The sequence below is a fragment of the Actinomadura terrae genome (assembly GCF_022751215.1).
In the GTDB taxonomy this organism is placed as follows: Bacteria; Actinomycetota; Actinomycetes; order Streptosporangiales; family Streptosporangiaceae; genus Spirillospora; species Spirillospora terrae.
In genome coordinates this window covers 1,068,228-1,088,166 of record NZ_JAICDG010000002.1, presented here as the reverse complement: position 1 = coordinate 1,088,166, position 19,939 = coordinate 1,068,228, and the positions used below count along the sequence as shown (strand labels likewise).

General features: G+C 72.4%; 10 protein-coding genes. 2 read left to right on the top strand and 8 right to left on the bottom strand.

What is annotated here, in order from left to right; translation table 11 throughout:
• Positions 1–4: 4 nt before the first annotated feature.
• The 5 genes from K2F47_RS14965 to fabG form a co-directional block, all read right to left on the bottom strand.
• Positions 5–10,702 (bottom strand): non-ribosomal peptide synthetase, encoded by a 10,698-nt coding sequence (locus tag K2F47_RS14965; protein WP_242903499.1) that lies wholly within the window; start codon positions 10,700–10,702, stop codon positions 5–7.
• Positions 10,703–10,929: 227 nt separating this feature from the next.
• Positions 10,930–11,961: a beta-ketoacyl synthase N-terminal-like domain-containing protein gene (locus K2F47_RS14960; protein ID WP_242903497.1), complete on the bottom strand. Its 1,032-nt coding sequence runs from the start codon at positions 11,959–11,961 to the stop codon at positions 10,930–10,932.
• Positions 11,958–13,154 (bottom strand): beta-ketoacyl-[acyl-carrier-protein] synthase family protein, encoded by a 1,197-nt coding sequence (locus tag K2F47_RS14955; RefSeq protein WP_242905973.1) that lies wholly within the window; start codon positions 13,152–13,154, stop codon positions 11,958–11,960. Before K2F47_RS14955 ends, K2F47_RS14960 begins: the two co-directional genes overlap by 4 nt.
• A gap of 2 nt (positions 13,155–13,156) precedes the next feature.
• The gene (locus K2F47_RS14950; protein WP_156215879.1) at positions 13,157–13,408 is read right to left on the bottom strand and encodes an acyl carrier protein; all 252 of its coding nucleotides are present in this window, start codon (positions 13,406–13,408) and stop codon (positions 13,157–13,159) included.
• 42 nt (positions 13,409–13,450) lie between these two features.
• Complete coding sequence (fabG, locus tag K2F47_RS14945) at positions 13,451–14,206, bottom strand: 3-oxoacyl-ACP reductase FabG (protein WP_242903495.1); 756 nt, start codon at positions 14,204–14,206, stop codon at positions 13,451–13,453.
• Between the two features lie 172 nt (positions 14,207–14,378).
• On the opposite strand from fabG, the gene K2F47_RS14940 reads away from it, so the two are divergent.
• Both K2F47_RS14940 and K2F47_RS14935 read left to right on the top strand, forming a co-directional pair.
• Complete coding sequence (locus K2F47_RS14940) at positions 14,379–15,860, top strand: phytoene desaturase family protein (protein ID WP_242903493.1); 1,482 nt, start codon at positions 14,379–14,381, stop codon at positions 15,858–15,860.
• A gap of 17 nt (positions 15,861–15,877) precedes the next feature.
• The gene (locus tag K2F47_RS14935) at positions 15,878–17,014 is read left to right on the top strand and encodes a 2Fe-2S iron-sulfur cluster-binding protein (protein WP_242903492.1); all 1,137 of its coding nucleotides are present in this window, start codon (positions 15,878–15,880) and stop codon (positions 17,012–17,014) included.
• Between the two features lies 1 nt (position 17,015).
• Here the strand turns inward: K2F47_RS14935 and K2F47_RS14930 are convergent, their stop codons facing one another.
• The 3 genes from K2F47_RS14930 to K2F47_RS14920 form a co-directional block, all read right to left on the bottom strand.
• Positions 17,016–17,540 carry a pyridoxamine 5'-phosphate oxidase family protein gene (locus tag K2F47_RS14930; protein ID WP_242903490.1) on the bottom strand — a complete coding sequence of 175 codons (525 nt, stop codon included), beginning with the start codon at positions 17,538–17,540 and terminating at the stop codon, positions 17,016–17,018.
• Between the two features lie 88 nt (positions 17,541–17,628).
• A complete protein-coding gene (locus K2F47_RS14925; protein ID WP_242905972.1) occupies positions 17,629–18,450 on the bottom strand; it encodes an SAM-dependent methyltransferase in 822 nt (273 codons plus the stop codon).
• An 85-nt stretch (positions 18,451–18,535) separates the two neighbouring features.
• The gene (locus K2F47_RS14920) at positions 18,536–19,735 is read right to left on the bottom strand and encodes a DUF5753 domain-containing protein (protein ID WP_242903488.1); all 1,200 of its coding nucleotides are present in this window, start codon (positions 19,733–19,735) and stop codon (positions 18,536–18,538) included.
• Positions 19,736–19,939 lie beyond the last annotated feature (204 nt).

The following is a 19,939-nucleotide window of genomic DNA, read 5'->3' as shown; positions in this document are numbered from 1 at the left end:
TGCACTACTCCAACTCTGCTTCGAGGAGTTCGATCTCGTCCTGGCTGAGCAGGGCCAAGGCCACGTCCGACGGGGTCAGCCCGCCCGCGTCGGGACGCTCGGCGTCGTCGGCGAGGTCGCCCAGCGCCGCGAACCACCCCTGCGCGAGCGCCCGGACCCGGCTCTCGGTGAGCAGGCCGCCCGCCCACGTCCAGGTCGCGACCAGCTCGGGGCCGCCGGCGGTGCGGTCCGTGCGGGCGTTCACCTCGACCACGTGCGACAGCGACAGGCCCGCGTCGGCGCGGCCGCCGACGCCGGTCGCGGCGACCGTCCACGGCTCGTCCGACGGCGCGTCGACCTGGCCGAGGTAGTTGAAGCCGATCTGCGGGGCGGCGGACGCGGCGAGCGCCGCCGCCGTGCGCTCGTTGAGGTGGCGCAGCATCCCGTAGCCGATGCCCTTGTCGGGGATCTCGCGGAGCTGCTCCTTGACCCTCTTGAGCGCGGCGCCCGGGGTGTCGGTGGCGGGGCCCGGGTCCAGGCGGACGGGGTACACGGTGGTGAACCAGCCGACCGTCCGGGACAGGTCGGCGTGCCCGGCCACGACGTGCTCCTCGCGTCCGTGGCCCTCAAGGTCGATCAGCACGCCGTCGTGGCCGGTGCCGCGCCAGCTGCGGACGGCCCGCGCCAGCGCCGCGAGCAGCACGTCGTTGATCTCGGCGTTGTAGGCGTCGGTGACCGTGCCGAGGACGGCCCGGGTCGTCTCGGGCGCGAGCCGCAGCGTCAGCTCCCGCGCGGTGCCGAACGTGTCGCGCGCCGGGTCGAGCGGGCGGTCCCCGAGCAGGGGGTCGGCGGTGGCCGCGACGCGCGTCCACAGCGGTAGCTCGGCCTCGCGCTCGGGGGTGTGCGCGGCCTCGTGGAGGCGCTCGGCCCAGCGGCGGAACGAGGTGCTCGCGACCGGTTCGGTGGCGGGGTCGGCGCAGGCGGCGGCGAGGTCCTCGACGATCGTCCGCCACGAGACGCCGTCGACCACCAGGTGGTGCAGCATCAGGATCAGGTAGCCGGGTTCGGCGATCCCCCGGTCGAGGTGGACGGCCCGCACCATCTGGCCGTCGGCGGGCGCCAGTTCCCCGCGTGCCTCCTCGGCCAGCTCGCCGATCCGGGCGTCCAGCGTCGCGGCGTCCAGGTCGGACGCGTCGACCTCCCGCACCGACGCCTCGACCGTGCCGCGCGGCGGGACCTCCAGCTCCCAGCCGCCGGTCAGCCGCAGGCGCAGCACGTCGTGGCGGTCGATGACCGTTCGCAGGGCGGCGCGCAGGCGTCCGGCGTCGAGTTCCGCCGGGACGCGCACCACGATCGACTGCGCGTAGCCGTCGATCGGGCCCCGGTGCGCGGCCAGCCACCGGACGATCGGCGTCGGCGTCAGCGGGCCGGTGGCGGTGTCGGGGGTGTCGTCGTTCCGCCCGGTGCCGGCGGTTTCGGCGACGCGGGCCAGTTCGGCGGGGGTCTGGTGCTCGAAGACGTCCCGCACCGCGACCGCCATGCCCGCCGTGCGCGCCCGGCTGACCAGGTGGATCGCCAGGATGCTGTCGCCGCCCAGCGCGAAGAACCCGTCGTCCGGGCCCGCCTCGGCGCGGCCGAGCAGCTCGGCGAAGATCTGGCAGAGGACCTGTTCGCGGTCGCCGCTCGGCGCGCGCCCGGCGGACGGCGCGTCCGGCTCGGGCGCGGGCAGCGCCCGGCGGTCGAGCTTGCCGTTCGGGGTCAGCGGCAGCGCGTCCATCCGGACGAACGCGGCCGGGACCATGTAGGCGGGGAGGACGTCGTTCAGGGCGTCGCGGAGCGCGGTGCCGTCGGCCTCGGTGACCACGTAGGCGACGAGGCGCTTCCCGCCCGGTCCGTCCTCCCGCGCGACCACGGCGCACTGCGCGACCTGCGGCAGCGCCGCCAGCGCGGCCTCGATCTCGCCCAGCTCGATCCGGAACCCGCGCACCTTGACCTGGTGGTCGGCGCGGCCGAGGTACTCCAGTTCCCCGGCGGGCGTGCGCCGCGCCAGGTCGCCGGTGCGGTACATCCGCGACCCGGGCGGGCCGAACGGGTCGGCGACGAACCGCTCCGCCGTCAGGCCGGGCCGGTTCAGGTAGCCGCGCGCCAGGCCGGGGCCCGCGACGTAGAGTTCGCCGACCGCGCCGTCCGGGGCGGGACGCAGACCGGATTGCAGGACGTACACGCGCAGGTCGTCAATGCCGTCACCGATCACGCTCCCGGCGCGCTCGTCGGCGCTCCGCAGCTCCCGGTAGGTGACGTGCACGGTCGTCTCGGTGATCCCGTACATGTTGACGAGCTGCGGCGCGAAGTCGCCGTGCCGCCGGTACCAGTCCGCCAGGCGGGCGGGGTCCAGGGCCTCGCCGCCGAACACGACCGTCCGCAGGGCGAGGCCCTCAGATTCCGCGTCCACCGCCATGAGCTGGTAGAACGCCGACGGCGTCTGGTTCAGCACCGTCACGCCCTCGCGGACCAGCAGCGCGTGGAACTCCTCGGGCGATCGGCTGACCTCGTAGGGGACGACGACGAGGCGTCCGCCGTGCAGCAGCGGCCCCCACAGCTCCCAGACCGAGAAGTCGAACGAGTAGGAGTGGAACAGTGTCCACACGTCGTCGGGCGCGAACCCGAAGTCGTCCCGGGTCTCCTCGAACAGCCGCACCACGTTGCGGTGGGTCACGACGACGCCCTTCGGCGCGCCCGTCGAACCGGACGTGTAGATCACGTAGGCGGGGTGGTCGGGATGCGTGCCCGGCGCTTCGAGGGGGACGGCGGCGGCCAGTGCGCGGCGCGTGTCCGGGTCGTCCAGCAGCAGGCGCGGCCCGGGGGCCTCCACACCGGCGGACGCGGTCGTGACCAGCAGCTCGGGCCGCGAGTCGGTGACCATGTGCGCGATGCGCTCGGCCGGGTAGCGCGGGTCGATCGGGACGTAGGCGCTCCCGGTCTTCAGCACCGCCAGCACCGCCACGACCAGGTCGGACGAGCGCGGCAGCGTCAGCGCCACCCGCCGCTCCGGCCCGGCCCCGCGCTCGGCGAGCAGCCGTGCGAGCCGTCCGGCCCGCTCGTCCAGCTGCGCGTAGGTGAGCGTGCCGCCCTCGCAGGTGACCGCGATCGCGTCGGGGGTGCGGGCGGCCTGCGCCTTGAACAGCTCGGCCAGCGTGACCGGCGGGGTCGGCTTCGTGATCGCGGGCGGCTGGTCGGCGCGCTCGGTCGCGGTGCGGACGTCCAGGCGTCCGACGGGGAGCGCGGGGTCGTCGGCGATGGCCTCCAGGATGAGCAGGAGGCGTTCGGTGATCGTCTTCGCTCCCTCGGCGCCGAACGCCTCGGGGCGGTAGCGCAGGCGGAGGCGGAGTGAGGGGCCCGGGACGGCGATGAGACCGAGGGGGAAGTGCGTCGCGTCGTGGCCGTACGCGCCGGTGATGTCGAGCCGCGCGTCGGACGCGAGGGACGCCAGGGCCGCCGCGTCGAGCGGGTAGTTCTCGAACATCATCGCCGTGTCGAACAGGGCGCTCATGCCCGTCCGCCGCTGGATCTCGGCGAGGCCCGCGTGCTGGTGGTCGAGGAGGCGCAGCCGCTCCCGCTGGACGGTCCCGAGCAGCTCGGCGAGCGTCTGCGCCGGGCCCGTGCGGACGCGGAACGGCAGCGTGTTGACGAAGACGCCGACCATGTCCTGCGACCCGTCCAAGTCGGCCGGGCGGGTGGACGTGGTGACGCCGAAGACGACGTCGTCGCGTCCGGTGAGGCGGCTCAGCAGCAGCCCCCACGCCGCCTCGACGACGGTGTTCAGCGTCAGGCCGAGGCCGCGCGCCCGGTCCGCCAGCCGTTTCGTCGTCGCCTCGGGGAGTTCGGAGTCGGCCAGCTCTTCGGGACGCGTCCAGCGCTCGGCGCCGGGGGCGACGAGCGTGGGCTCCTCCAGGTCGGCGAGGGCGTCCTGCCAGGCCTCGTGCGCCGCGTCCCGGTCCTGCGCGGCCGTCCAGGCGAGGAAGTCGCGGTACTGCCGCCGGACGGGCTGCGGCGTGTTCCCCGCGTAGAGGGCGAGCAGCTCGCGCAGCAGCACCGGCCGCGACCAGCCGTCCGAGACGATGTGGTGGTTGGTCAGCACCAACCGGTACCGGTCACCACTTCGTTTGATGAGGGTGAAGCGGACCAGCGGCGGGCGCGTCAGGTCGAACGGGCGGTCGCGGTCGGCGGCCATCGCCTCCGCCAGGGCCTTTTCGTCGTCCGGCCCGGCGAGGTCGATTTCCCGCCAATCTGTGGGCACCTCGCGGAAGATGAGCTGCACCGGCGCGGACAGGCCCTCGTAGGCGAATCCGGCGCGCAGGCTGGTGTGGCGCTTCAGCAGGCTTTCGGCGGCGTTCTTCAGCGCCGGGGCGTCGAGTTCTCCTTCCAGGTCGACGACGAACTGCATCGTGTAGTCGTCGTTCGCGTCGCCGTAGAGGGCGTGGAAGAGCAGCCCTTCTTGGAGGGGCGAAAGGGGGAGGACGTCTTCCAGTTCTGGCTTGCTCGCGCGCAGCGATTCGAGTTCTTCTGCGGGGAGCGGGGCGGGGAGTTCGGCTTCCTTGCGGGTGGACGGTGACGTGCGTGCCCGTTCCGCCAGGGCGGCCACGGTCCTGCCCTCGAAGACGTCGCGGGCGCCGAGGCCGATTCCCGCGTGGCGGGCGCGGGCGACCAGGCGCAGGGCCAGGACGCTGTCGCCGCCGAACTCGAAGAAGTCGTCATCGATGCTGATCTCGGGGACGCCGAGGATGTCCGCGACCATCTCGCAGAGGATTTCTTCGCGGGGGGTGCGTGGCGTCCTGCCCTGGCCGCCGCCCGCGTTGAGTTCGGGCTCGGGCAGCGCCTTGCGGTCGATCTTGCCGTTGGGGGTGAGCGGCAGCTCTTCCAGCGCGACGAAGGCCGACGGAACCATGTAGTCGGGCAGCGCCGAGGCGACGTGCTCGCGCAGCCCGCCGATTTCGATGTTCGTGGTGGGGACGACGTAGGCGACGAGGCGCGCGTCCCGGGCGACCACGACGACACGGGAGACCTGCGGGTGGGACGCCAGGACGGTTTCGATCTCGCCGAGTTCGATGCGGAACCCGCGGATCTTGACCTGGTGGTCGAGACGTCCGAGGTACTCCAGCTCGCCGTCGCTGGTCCAGCGGGCCAGGTCACCCGTGCGGTACATGCGCTTGCCAGACGACCCGAACGGGCAGGCGACGAATCGTTCGGCGCTGAGGGCGGGACGGTTGAGGTAGCCGTGAGCCAGGCCGTCGCCCGCGATGTACAGCTCGCCCGCGACGCCCGGCGCGACCGGGGACAGGCCCGCGTCCAGGACGTAGACCTGCGTGTTGCCGATCGGGCGGCCGATGGAGAAGTCCGAGGACTCGACGTTGTCGGCCGTGGACCAGATCGTCGTCTCGGTCGGGCCGTACAGGTTCGTCACCGAACGCCCGGCCTTGGCCAGCTCACCGGCCAGGTCTTGCGGGAGCGCTTCGCCGCCGACCATGACGTGCACGCCGGAGAAGGCGGAGACGTCCTGCTCGACCAGCGCGCGCCAGAGGCCCGGTGTCGCCTGCAATGCCGTGACGCCGTGGCGGGCGATCAGTTCAACGAGTGCGTTCGGGTCGGTGGCCTGGTCGCCGGTCGCCAGCACCACACCGGCGCCGGTGGTCAGCGGCAGGAACAGCTCCAAGCCCGCGATGTCGAACCCGACGGTCGTCACGGCCAGAAGCCGATCCCCGGCGTCCAAACCGAACCGGCCCTGCATCGAGGCGAGGAAGTTCGTCAACGCACCATGCGGGATCACCACGCCCTTGGGACGACCCGTCGAACCCGACGTGAAGATCACGTACGCGGGCTGGGAGGCGTCGATCTCCGGCAGCGTGACTTCACCTGCATCTGGGATTTCATCCGCCAGCAGATGCGGAACGTTGGGTACCGCGTCACGGGTCGAGTCGTCCACCAGGGCCAGAACGGGCGAGGCGTCCTCGATCATGAACGCGATCCGGTCGGACGGATATGAAGTGTCAATCGGAACGAACGCCGCACCCGACCGCATCACCGCCAGCAGCGCCACCACCAGCTCAACCGAACGCGGCAACGCCACCGCGACCAGATCACCAGCGCCAACACCCCGGCCCACCAGCACCCGAGCCAACGCGTCCACCCGCGCGTTCAGCTCCGCATACGACAGCTCCACGCCATCGCACACCAGCGCCACGCCCTCGCGACGCTCGGCGAGCAGCGACGGAACCGAGCCGGATGGCACGTCCAAGGCCGTCGCGTTCCAGGCCGACAGGACCCGCTCGCGCTCGGCCGCGTCCAGGACGTCGACGCGTCCCACCGGCATGTCCGGGTTCTGCGCCATCGCCTCAAGCACCCGGACGAGGCGGTCCGCGATCGTGCTCACGGCGGCGAGGTCGAACAGGTCCGGCTGGTAGTCCATCCGGAAGGACAGGGACGTCTCGCCGGGAACCGCGACCAGCGCCAGCGGGTAGTGGATCGCGTCGCCGACCCGTCCGCCGACGAGGTCGAAGCCGCAGGCCCCGGCGGCGCTGCCCAGCTCGGCCGCGTCCAGGGGGAAGTTCTCGAAGACGGTGGAGGTGTCGAACAGCTCGCCGTGCCCGGCCAGCCGCTGCACCTCGGGAAGGCCGAGGTGCTGGTGGTCGAGCAGGCGGACCTGTTCGCGCTGGACGCGGGCGAGGAGGTCGCCCAGCGGCTCACCGGCGTCCAGCCGCACGCGCAGCGGCAGCGTGTTGATGAACAGCCCGACCATGTTCTCGACGCCGTCGAGTTCCGGGGAGCGGCCGGACGTCGTCGTGCCGAAGACGACGTCGGTGCGTCCGGTCAGCCTGCCGAGCAGGAGCGCCCAGGCCGCCTGGACCATGGTGTTGGACGTGAGTCCGCGTGCGCGGCCGTACTCGGTGAGCGCCGCCGCGATCGGCTCGGGCAGGTCGAACTCGTGATGTCCGGGGGCGATCGGCGACCGCGCGTGGTCGACGGGGACGACGCGGGTCGGCTCGTCCAGTCCGGCGAGGGCCTCGGTCCAGGCGCGCCGGGCGGCGTCGTGGTCCTGACCCGCGAGCCAGGCGAGGTGGTCGCGGTAGGGGCGGACCTCGGGAAGCGGCGCGGAGCCGGAGTACAGCGCGAGCAGTTCGCGGATCAGGATGGGGACCGACCAGCCGTCCACGAGCGTGTGGTTCATGGTGAGGACGAGCCGGTGCCGGTCGCCGCCGAGCCGGACCAGCGTGAAGCGGATCAGCGGCGGGCGGGTGAGGTCGAACCCCCGCGCCCGGTCGGCGGCCAGGATGTCCTCGGTCGGGCCGTCCGCGGTGGTGAAGTCGAGGGGGACGTCGGGCGCGACGACCTGGACGGGGTTGGTCAGGCCCTCGTAGCGGAAGCTCGTCCGCAGGCTCGGGTGGCGGTCCAGCAGCGCGGCGGCCGCGGCGCGGAGTTCCGCCTCGTCGACGCGTCCTTCGAGGTCGAGGACGACCTGGATCGTGTAGACCTCGCCCGCGCCGCCCTGGTCGTAGAGGCCGTGGAAGAGCAGCCCCTCCTGGAGCGGCGCCAGCGGCAGCACGTCCAGCAGTTCCGGCTCGCGGTCGCGCAGCGCCTGGAGCTCCCCGGCCGGGAGCGGGTCGGGCAGGTCCACGATCCGGCCCGTGGACGACGAGGTCCGCGCGCGTTCCGCCAGGGCCGCGACGGTCCGGCCTTCGAACACGTCGCGGGCGCTGAACTCGACTCCGGCGTGCCGGGCGCGCGCGACCAGACGCAGGGCCTGGACGCTGTCTCCGCCAAGCTCGAAAAAGCCGTCGTCGATGCCGACGTGGGGAACGCCGACGATGTCCGCGACCAGTCGGCAGAGGATTTCTTCGCGCGGGGATCGCGGTTCGCGTCCGGCGCCGACCGTTCCGAGTTCGGGCTCGGGCAGCGCCTTGCGGTCGATCTTGCCGTTGGGGGTGAGGGGCAGTTCGTCCAGCTCGACGAACGCCGACGGCACCATGTAGGCCGGAAGCGCCGACGCGACGTGCCCGCGCAGTTCTCCGACATCGATCGTCCCGCTGGGGACGATGTAGGCGACGAGGCGCGCATTCCGCGCGACCACAACGACACGGGAGACGTGTGGGTGGTCGGCGAGGACGGTTTCGATCTCGCCGAGTTCGATCCGGAAGCCGCGAATCTTCACCTGGTGGTCGAGGCGCCCGAGATACTCCAGCTCGCCGTCACTGCTCCAGCGGGCCAGGTCACCGGTGCGGTACATCCGCGTCCCGGGCGCCCCGAACGGGCACGCCACGAACCGCTCAGCCGACAACGCCGGACGGTTCAGATACCCATGCGCGAGACCGTCCCCCGCGATGTACAGTTCGCCCGCGACGCCCGGCGCGACCGGAGACAGGCCCGCGTCCAGCACATACACCTGCGTATTGCCGATCGGGCGACCGATGGAGAAATCCGAGGACTCGACATCGTCGGCCGTCGACCAGATCGTCGTTTCCGTCGGGCCGTACAGGTTGGTCACCGAACGCCCGGCCTTGGCCAACTGACCGGCCAGATCGGACGGCAGCGCCTCACCGCCCACCAGCACCCGAACGCCAGAGAACGCCGAAACGTCATGCTCCACCAGCGCACGCCACAACCCCGGCGTCGCCTGCAACGCCGTCACGCCATAGCGCGCAACCAGCCCGACCAATTCGCCCGGGTCGGCGGCCTGATCTCCGGTCGCCAGCACCACACCGGCACCGGTGGTCAGCGGCAGGAACAACTCCAGACCCGCGATGTCGAACCCGACCGTCGTCACGGCCAGAAGCCGATCCCCGGCGTCCAAACCGAACCGGCCCTGCATCGACGCGAGGAAATTCGTCAGTGCCCCGTGCGGAATGACAACGCCCTTGGGACGCCCCGTCGAACCCGACGTGAAAATGACGTACGCAGGCTGAGAAGCATCAATCTCCGGAAGCACCACATCGGCCGCTTCGTGGGGCTCGCCCACCAGCAGATGAGGAACGCCGGGCACCTCATCGCGCGTCGACCCGTCCACCAGAGCCAGAACCGGAGCGGCGTCCTCGATCATGAACGCGATCCGGTCGGCGGGATACGAGGTGTCGATCGGGACGAACGCCGCCCCAGACCGCATCACCGCCAGCAGCGCCACCACCAGCTCAACCGAACGCGGCAACGCAACCGCGACCAGATCACCAGCGCCGACACCCCGGCCCACCAGAACCCGAGCCAACGCGTCCACCCGAGCGTTCAGCTCCGCATACGACAGCTCCACGCCATCGCACACCAACGCGACACCCTCGCCACGCCCAGCAACCAGCGACGGCACCGAACCGGGCGCGACGTCCAAAGCCGTCGCGTTCCACTCCGACACGACCCGCTCGCGCTCAGCCGCGCCCAGCACATCGACGCGTCCCACCGGCATGTCCGGCTCCTGCGCCATCGCCTCCAGCACCCGGACGAGGCGTCCGGCGTGCGCGGCGACGTCGTCGCGGCTGTAGAGGGCGGGGTTGGCCTCAAGGTCGAGGCGGACGCCGCCGCTGCCGTCCGGGTCGCCGGACGCGACGATCGACAGGTCCGCGACCGGTCCGGACGCGAGGAACACCATGTCGAGCGGGACGTCGCCGAGGCGCAGCCCGCCGAGGAACGACATCGCGTTGACGGTCGTGCCGAACAGGCCGCCGTCGCCGCCGGAGCGGCCGAGTTCGCGGGTCAGGTCCTCGGCGCGGTACCGCTGGTGCCGCAGGGCCTCGACCACGCGCGTGGACGCCTGGGCGACGACGTCCCGGTAGGTCATCGACGGGGTCACGGTCAGCCGCAGCGGGAGGTCGTTGGCGAGCATGCCGGGGGTGAACCGCGCGGTCGTGCTGGTCCGGCCGGTGACGGGGAGGCCGAGGACGATGTCGTCCTTGCCGGTCATCCGCCGCATATAGACGGCGGTGGCCGCGATCAGCAGCACCGACCAGCCGTTCAGGACGCCCTGGACGAGCCCGAGCGAGGGCGCGAGCGCGGCGGACCGGACGTCGGCCGACAGCCGGATCGGCACCGGCGAGGGCGGCGCCGTGCGGCCCGCGAGGCTGACCGGTTCGGGCTGGTCGGCGAAGGTCCGCAGCCAGTAGTCCCGGTCGGCCTCCCACTCGGCGGTGTCCCGGTAGGCGGCCTCGTCCGCGACCACCTCGGCGAGCGGGCGGAACCGGGTCGGGCGCGGCTCGCGGCCCTCCAGCAGCGACGTGTAGACGCGGGCGAACCGACGGAAATGCAGGGCCTGGGAGTAGCCGTCCAGGACGATGTGGTGGCAGCGGAAATAGAGCACGAGTTCGGCGCCGAGATCGAACAGGACGTGCCGATATAGAACGTCGCGCCCCGGCACCGCGGGCTCGACGAGGTCGGCCTGCATATAGGTGAGGACGGCGCCGAAAGGGTCGTCGGCGGCCGAGAGGTCGACGTGCTCCAGCGGGTTCGCCGGGACGGGCCCGACCGTCTGGGCGATGACGCCGTCGCGCTCCTCGAACACCACGCGCAGCGCCTCGGACTCGCCGATCATCCGGCGGGTCGTCTCCTCCAGCAGCGCGACGTCGATGTGCCCGGTCAGCCGGGCGTAGCCGCCGCAGTTGTAGGCGGGGCTGTCCGGAGCGAGCCGCGAGGCCACCCAGACGCCGACCTGTGCGTCCAGGGCGTCCAGCCGGCCATCCCCCACGTCAGACATGCGCACTTCGCCTCTCCGCGTCACTGCCGTCCATCACGCGCCGGGCTCACGACAGGCGTCCCCCGGGCACACGATCACGTTGCCAGCCGTTTCTCTTCGCCATCTATACGCGAGCATCATTGGCCCGCCGCCCGGAAAGCGGGCATGCCATATCGCCCGGCGGGTTAATTCGATAAGAACGCTTACCGAATTAGCCCGCCGGGCGAACCGCCGGCGTCGACCGCCGGTCAGGCGGCGGTGACGACGGCGGCGGTGACGACGGCGGCGCCGAGGGCGCCGTCCGGGTCGGCGGCGAGCACGAGGGCCGCCTCCCCCGGGTTGCGCTCCAGCACGTCCGCCAGCTGGAGGGCGCTGTGGGCGCTGTAGCAGTCGCCGATCGAGTCCTCGTCGAAGCGCGGTTCGACGTCGAGCACCGAGGTCAGGCCCGCCGTCTGCGCGGCGTCGACCTCCTCCACCCCGGTCGCCCGCACGGCGGCCGTGGCGATGTCGCCGGCCGCGACGCCCGACAACTCCAGCGCCTCCCGAACCACTCGGGAGACGGAGTCGGCGTCCAAGACGCCGACGGAACGGACCACGGTCCCCGCGAGACGGCCGCGCGCCTGACGTCCGGCGGCGGCCGCGGCCTCGGCGTCCTCCAGCACGAACATCGCCGCGCCCTCGCCGGGCGTGCCGGTCGCGCGGTGGGTGCGTCCCCACCAGGCGTCCGGCGCGCTGAACTCCTCCGAGGAGCCCGCGACGACCCCCTGCGCGTGCCGCGCGCGGATCATGACCTGGGCGTGCCGGAGCGCGCCGACCGCCGACAGCGGTCCCCCGGCGACGGTCGCGTTGACCCCGCGCAGCCCCGCCCGAATGGCCAGCGCCGCGGCGGCGCAGTTCAGCGCCGCACTGGGGAAGCGCGCCGCGTCCACCACATAGGGACGCTCGCGGTCGAACGAATCGACGCCGAACTCGGTCACGCCCGCGACGCTGCCGAGCGTCGTGCCGACCGTGATGCCGATGAGGTCGCGGTTGTCGTCGGTGACGGTGAGGCCCGCGTCGGCCAGCGCCCGCTCGAACGCGCCCATCGCGAGGACGGTCGAGCGGTGGTTGAACCGCACGGCCTTGCGTCCGAGCTCGGCCTTCGCGTCGAAGTCCACCAGGCACGCGGGCCCCGCCGGCGGCGCCCAGTCGATCTTGCCGCCGGTGCGGCCCTCGGCGGGCACCGGCACCGCGCCGCCAGGACGCAGCGCACCGATCCCAGTGATCACGATGTCGTTCACGCCACGCTCCCGAGCAGGACGATCGCGTTGTTGCCGCCGAAGGCGAACCCGTTGTTCTGCGCGACCCGGACGGTCGCGGGGCGGCTCTGGTTGGGCACCGGGTCGATCCCGGGGATCTCCGGGTCGAGCGCGCGGTGGTTGATCGTCGGGGGCAGGAAGCCCTCGGCGATGCTGAGCGCGCTGGCGATCGCGCCGAACCCGCTGGCGGCGCCCATCGTGTGCCCCATCATCGACTTGATCGAGCTGGTCGGCGGCGGCGAGTCGCCGAACACCGCGCGCATCGCCGTGCTCTCCACGACGTCGTTGGTGCGGGTGCCGGTGCCGTGCGCGCAGATGTAGTCGACCTGCTCGGGCCGCACGCCCGCGCGCTCGTGCGCGACCCGCGTGCAGCGGGCGATGCTGTCGGCGTCGGGCGCGGTCGGGTGGATCGCGTCGCAGGTCATCCCGTACCCGAGCACCTCCGCGTAGATCGTCGCGCCGCGTTCGCGGGCGGCCTCGAGGGGCTCCAGGACGAGCGCGACGCCGCCCTCGGCGGTGAGCATCCCGTCCCGGTCGCGGTCGAAGGGGCGGCACGCCTCCTCGGCGACCGCGCCGAGCCGGTGGAACCCGGCGTGGGTGAAGCGGGTGACCGAGTCGGCGCCGCCCGCGACGCCGAGGTCGGCCTCGCCCATGCTGATCAGGTCGTAGACGTAGCCGAGCGCGTAGTTGCCCGCCGAGCACGCCGTCCCGAGGACGGTGGTCTCGCCGGACACCCCGAGCTCGTGCGCGACCGCGAGGCCGAGCCGCGACCCGGGGATCTGCGCGGCGGCGCGGGGGTCGGGCGGGCCCGGCACGCCGGTGTGCCACTCCTCGATCATGTCGACCAGCGGCGCGAGCTCGCCGTTGGTCGTGCCCACCGCGATCGCGGTCCGCGCGTCCGCCGGGTCGACGCCCGCGTCGGCGACGGCGAGGCGGGCGGCGGCCGCGGCGAACTGCGACGAGCGTCCCCACTCCGCCGGGTCGATCCGCGTGAGCAGGTCCTCCGGCCGGAAGCCCGGCACCTCCCCCGCGAGGGTGTGCGGGAACCCGGTCGGGTCAAAGCTGCGGATCGGGCCGGTGCCGCTCTTGCCGAGGCGCAGCGCCTCGGTGAAGTCGGCGAGGCCGATGCCGATGTTGGACACCGGGCCCATGCCGGTGATGACCACCCGCCTCATCATCACCAGCCGGCGATCTCGGCGACCACCTCGTAGGTGGTCTTGAGGTTGGTCATCCGCTGCACCGACTCCTGCGGGATCTCCAGGCCGTACTTGCGTTCGAGCTGGGTCAGCAGCTCGATGGCCACCAGCGAGTCGGCGTCCAGCTCCTCGATGAAGGAGTGGGCGGACTCGACCTCCTCCGGCTCCGCGCTGAGGATGTCGGCGGTGAGGTCGCGGATCTCGGCCATGCGATCGGCCACGGTGTTCTGCATGCGTTTCTCCTAGGTCAGGGTGCGCCCGCCGGTCGGGGCGCGTCAGTGCGCGAGGCCGCCGTCGACCCGCAGGACCGTGCCGGTGATGTAGGCGGCGCGGTCGGAGACGAGGAAGGAGACGGCGTCGGCGACGTCCTGCGGGACGCCGAACCGGCCCATCGGAATGTCCGCCTCGAACTTGGCGCGGGCCCTGGCCGGCATCGCGGCGACCATGTCGGACTCGATGAGGCCGGGGGCGACGGTGTTGACCCGGACGCCGCGTCCGGCCACCTCCAGGGCGAGCGACGCGCCGAGCCCGTGCATCCCCGCCTTGGACGCGGCGTAGTTGGCCTGCCCCGCGTTGCCGATGATGCCCGACACCGACGAGACCAGGACCAGCGTCCCGGCCCGCCGCTTGATCATCCCGAACATCACGGCGCGGGCGAGGTTGAACGATCCGTCGAGGTTGGTGCGCAGCACGGCGGACCAGTCCTCGGGGGGCATGAGCGCGAGCGACTTGTCCCGCGTGATCCCCGCGCAGGAGACCGCCGCCGTCACCGGGCCGAGCTTCTCCTCCGCCGCCGCGACGAACTCCTGGACGGCGTCGAAGCCCGCGACGTCCACGGCCTGGTGGTGGACGCGGCGCCCCAGCGACTCGATCTCGGCGGCCGTGTCGGCCGCCGACGCGACGTCGCTGCGGTAGCAGAAGCCGACGTCGAAGCCGTCGCGCGCGAGCTGTACCGCGATCGCCCGTCCGATACCCCGCGAGCCGCCGGTGACCAGCGCGCACGGCGCGCCGTCGGCGGATGCGTTTGCCATGTTGCGGCCCCTCCCGGATCAGTCACTGGCCGGATCAGTCACTGGCCCGGAGCCTCGCAGTGTCCGCTATGGCGCTCCTATACGATTCCTCCCAGTTCCTTGATAGACCGCCGCCCTACTCTCCGGCCATGCCGTCCCGGTGCACCGGCCGGGGCGAGGGAGAGGCGGAACCGTGGTCGACTACGACGCGATCGTCATCGGGGCGGGCAACGCCGGGCTGACCGCCGCGGCGACCCTGCAACGGGCCGGGGCCCGCACGCTGCTGATCGAGCGGCACAACGTCCCCGGCGGATGCGCGACGTCGTTCCGGCGCGGCCGGTTCGAGTTCGAGGTCGCGCTGCACCAGCTCTCGGGCGTCGGCGAGGAGGGGCAGCCGTTCTCGCTGCGCGGGCTGTTCCACCAGCTCGGCATCACCGACAAGCTCGAACTCGTGCGGGAGGACGACCTCTACCGGGCCGCCGTCCCCGGCCTCTACGACGTGACGCTGCCCGCGAACTGGGACGGCGCCGCCGACGCGTTGGAGGACGCCTTCCCCGGCAACCGCGCCCGCGTCGAGCGGTTCTTCCAGCTGCTGAAGGACGTCGTCGCCGGATACAACGCTGTGCTGCGCGGACGTCCCGCGCGCCGGATCAAACCGGAGGTGTTCCGGCAGGGCCTGCGTCCCTACCGGGACGTCCTGGACGAGCACTTCGACGACGAGCGGATCAAGTCCGTCCTCGGCGCGTACTGGCACTACCTGGGGCAGCCGCCGTCGCGGGTCACCTTCCAGGACCTCGCGCAGATCCTCGTCATGTACATCGGGCTCAAGCCGTGGCACATCCGCGGCGGCTCGCAGGCGCTGTCCTCGGCGATCCTCGGCGCGTTCCTGGACGCGGGCGGCGAGGTCCGCTTCAACACGACGGTCGAGCGCGTGCTCACCGAGGGCGGCCGCGCGGTCGGCGTCCGGACCGACGACGGGCAGGAGGCGACCGCGACCGACATCGTCTCGAACGCGTCCCTCCCCCTCACCTACGCGATGCTCGACCCCGCCGACGTCCCCGCCGCCGCGCGCCGCGACCTCGGCAGCCGCCGTGTCGGGGTGTCCGCGTTCGTCCTGCACATGGGCCTGGACGCGACGCCGGGCGAACTCGGCTTCACCGCCGCCACGAGCTTCCTCGCCGCCGACGCCGACGACGACCGCACGTTCGCCTCGATGCGCACGCTGGAGGGCGCGCGCGGGATCTGCGCCACCGCCTACGACGTGCACCCGATCGGGTTCGCGCCGTCCGGGGCGAGCCACGTCAGCCTGCTCACCTTGCAGTACGCCGACGCGTGGGACGCGGTCCGTCCCGCCGACTACGCCCGCGCCAAGTTCGCCTACGCCGAGACCGTGCTCGACCTCGCCGAGCAGGTGACGCCCGGCATCCGCGACGCCATCGAGGAGGTGGACGTCGCGACGCCGCTCACCCTCACCCGCTACCTCGGGCATCCGGGCGGCGCCATCTACGGCTACGACCAGGACGCCACCGAGAGCCCGCTGTTCCGCGACGCGAGCCGGACGCACGTGCCCGGCCTGCACACGGCCGGGGCGTGGACCGGCGTCGGCGGCTTCCAGCCGACCCTGGAGGCCGGGGCGCGGCTCGCCCTCCGGCTCCTGCACGTCCGCGCCGCCTGAGCATCCATGGAGCACCGATGACGCGTCCCACCGCCGAGCTGTACGACGGGTACGAGCAGGTCAGAGCCGAGATCGAGGCGCGCCCGCCGGACCGGCGCGACCACGCGGAGCAGACCCGCCGCCGGATCGAGGCCCACCACCCGAGGCGCCTCGCGCTCGTGGTCGCGGAGATCGTCGTCGAGACGGCGACGGCGAAGGCGTTCCGCATGCGGCGGCCGGACGGCGGCGAACTGCCGCCCTTCCTCGCGGGCCAGTACGTCACGCTCTTCGTGGACGGCACCACCCGCCCCTTCGCGATCTCCTCCGGCCCGCAGGCGCTCGACCGCTACGACCTGACCGTCCGGCGCGTGCCCGGCGGCCGGATCAGCAACCTGCTGCTCGACACGCTCAAGGTCGGCGACACGCTCACCAGCACCGGCCCGATGGGCACGTTCCACCACAACCCGCTCTTCCACGGCGAGGACGTCGTGTTCCTCGCCGGGGGGTCGGGCGTCGCGCCCGCGATGAGCATGATCCGCGACATCGCCGGGCACGGGCTCGCGCGCCGTCTGCACCTGATCTACGGCTCGCGCTCGTCCGACGACGTGATCTTCGCGGACGAGCTGGCCGCCGTCGCCGCCGCGCACCCGAACATCCGCGTCGACCACGTCGTCCAGGACCCGGCTCCGGGCTGGACCGGGCGCACCGGCCTGATCGACTCGGCGGCCATCGCGGCGATCGCCGGGCCCCTCGCCGGACGCATGGTCTACGTGTGCGGCCCGCAGGCCCTCTACCCCTACGCCCTCCAGCAGCTCACGCGGCTCCGCCACCCGCGCCGCCGCACCCGCTTCGAGGCGAACGGCGCCCCGGCCCGCCCGCAGGACCAGCCGCACTGGCCGCAGGACCTCTCCCCGGAGGAGGAGGTGACGGTCACCGTCCGGGGCACGACCTTCCGGACCCCGCGCGGGCGCCCCCTGCTGGACGCGCTGGAGGACAACGGCGTCCGTCCCGAGTCGGCGTGCCGGTCGGGCGAGTGCAGCCTGTGCCGGGTCCGCGTGCTGAAGGGCGAGGTGCACAGCGCCGAGGAGGCGCGGCTCCGGCTGTCCGACCACGCCTCCGGCCACGTCCACAGCTGCGTCGCCTACCCGCTCACCGACGTCGAGCTGGACGTGTGACTCAGGCGCGGAAGCGCCAGCGGGTCGCGCCGTAGGGTTCGACGGTCGCGACGCCGACCGCCGTGTGGATCGCGACCCGGTACAGGTACCAGGGCGGCGGGCCGGCGCTGGGCGCGCTGAACTCCGCGGTCAGCGCGTCGCCGTCGACGCGCGCCGGCCAGCCGTCCCGGTCGTAGGTCTCCGCGGCCCGCTCCAGCGTCGCGCCGTCGGTGACCCGCGCCGCCTCCCCTTCGAGGACCAGGTCGAGGCCCTCCAGCCGCACCGAGTACACGCAGGCCGGGTTCGCGGCCAGGTTGCGCGACTTCTGGGTGCCGGGCCCGCTGGTGAAGTAGAGGTCATCGTCCAGCCAGAGCGCGCCGATCCCGGCCGAGTGCGGGCGGCCGTCCGGCCTGGTCGTCGCGAGGAACGCCGCCGTGCTCAGCTTGGACAGATCGACCTTCAGCCGCTCGTGCGCCCTGCTCCAGGGCAGCGGCTTGTTGCCGTAACGGTCGAGGTTGGTGGTCTCGACGGGCTCGCTGACGCCCATGTGATCGCCTCCGGTCGTGTCGCCGTTCACACAGGGTGGACCAGCGCCCGCCCGGAAACTCATCGGTGGGCGTCGGAGCGTCCGAGGGTCAGGGCTTTCGCGCGACGCCGCAGTAGGCGTCGGCCGCGCCGGGCGGCTCCGCCGGGCTCGGGTCAGGCCGCCACAGCGGCAGCGGCACCACGCCCGGGTCCACGAGGTCGAGGCCGTCGAAGAAGCTCGCGATCGTGTCCGGGTGGCGCAGCCGGTAGGGGACGGCGCCGGTGTCGTCGTAGCCCTGCTGCGCCTCGATGAACGCCTGGTCGGTGGCGGTGCCGTCGTAGAGGACGAGGAAACTTCCGGACGGTAGCGCGTCGAGCAGGCGCCGCGCGATCGACTGTGCCTCCGCGTCGTCGGACACGTGGCCGAGGATGCCCATCAGCATCAGCGCGATCGGCTCGTCGAAGTCCAGGTAGGCGCGTGCGCGCTCGATGATGCCCGGTGGATCGTGCAGGTCGGCGTCGATGTAGTGGGTGGCGCCCTCCGGCCTGCTCGTCAGCAGCGCCCGCGCGTGCACGAGGACGAGCGGGTCGTTGTCGACGTAGACGATCTTGGAGTCGGCCGCGACGCGCTGCGCGACCTGGTGCGTGTTCTCCTCGGTCGGCAGGCCGGTGCCGATGTCGAGGAACTGGCGTACGCCCCGCTCCGCCGCCAGGTACCGGACGGCGCGGCCGAGGAACTCCCGCGACAGCCGCGCCAGTGTGGTGATCGCGGGGAACACGCGGGCGTAGGCGTCGCCCGCCTCCTGGTCGACGGCGAAATTGTCACTGCCACCCAGCCAGTAGTTCCAGATTCGCGCCGAATGGGGGACGCTGGTATCGATTTCCGCCGTCAGTTCCCGTTCGGCGGCGGCGAAGAACTCCTCATTGGTCATCACGCATCGTGACCTTTCGGGCGAAGGCGTCGGGGTGCACGGGCTCACCGCCCATCAGACCAGATCGCCGATGCCGAGGGAACGGTTACCCGCCCGTCGCCCAGGGCCGTTCCAGCATGCCGCGCAGGCGCTCGACCGTCTTGTCCGGCGGCGCCGCGGAGATCGCGAGCTCGCCGAACGCGTGGACGAAATAGTCGACGTCATTCGATTCATGCGGATACAGGCCGTACGCGCGTTGCTGGATGTAGACGAGATACGGATGATGCCTCTCGGGGAGCTGCATGATGGTGATCGGCCCTTCGGTCACCGCATGTTCGGCCGATTCCGCCGAAACCAATTGCAAAGTGATATGCCGGAGGCGCGCGAGTTCGATGAGCCGGGAAAGCTGGCCGCGCATCATGAACGAGCCGCCGAGCGCCGTGCGCAGCGCCCGCTCGTCCAGCAGCACCCAGAGCTGCGGCGGGTCGGGGCGGTGCAGGATCTCCTGGCGGCGCCGGCACAGTTCGACCATCCGCGCCCGCTTCCCGTCGCTCGCGCCGGGGAAATCGATGCCGGCCATGATGTGCGCGTAGTACTCGGTCCGCAGGAGCTCGGGGACGCGGTCGGGGGCGTAGATCTTGATCACGCTCAGCTCCGGCTCCAACGTGAGGCGGATCTCGTCGTAGCAGGGGACGACGTCGCCGTAGGGCCGCCACCACGCCTGCCCGCCGCGCCGCCTCGTGTCGGCGAGGAGCCAGAGGCGCGCGGCGGCCGTCCGGCCGGCCGGCGCCGGGAGGGCGTCGTGACCGGCTTGCGCCACCGGTGGGGCGGAGCGCACCCGTGCCCCGCCCGCGGCCTCCCCGGCGGCTCCGGCGTCCGCGGTCCGGGCCGCCGGGGCCGCCTCGGGGCGCGGCGGTCTGCCCACCGCGTCATGGTGCAGGCGCAGTTCCTCCAGCGAGATCAACTCGGAGACGTCCCGGCCGGCCCGCTCGGCGATCTCGGCGAGCGTGGCCCACAGCGACGCCACGAGATCCCACCGGCGGACGCGCGAGTACTTGCCCCGCACGAGCTCGTGCGCGGTCGACTTCGGCAGGTGCCCGACGCGGACGTCGCGGACCGGATGCGGGCGCTGCGCCAGCTTCCACGACACCCTGGCGATCTCGTTGAAGGCGGGTTTGCCCGCCAGAAAGCGGTTGTAGGCCAAGGCGGCGGTCACCACCTCGTATGCGTTTCCACGATGGTCGTCCGGCATATCGTCGATCCGTTTCATCGTCGCCGCGTCCGTCCGCCGGCCGTCGCCTGCCATGATCCCAGTGGGGTCGCCACGAGTTATGTCACACGACGCACATTTATTCTGATCAGATTCAATGTCGCGCTGCTGCCCGCTCAGGGTAGCCCCACCTCTCGCTTTCCGCAGGTCGGACATCCTCGGACGCCATCCGGATACCACCGAGTACATCCGAGTGTGTCCGAAAGCCGGTAATTCTCATAACCACGCGATGGTCGTCCG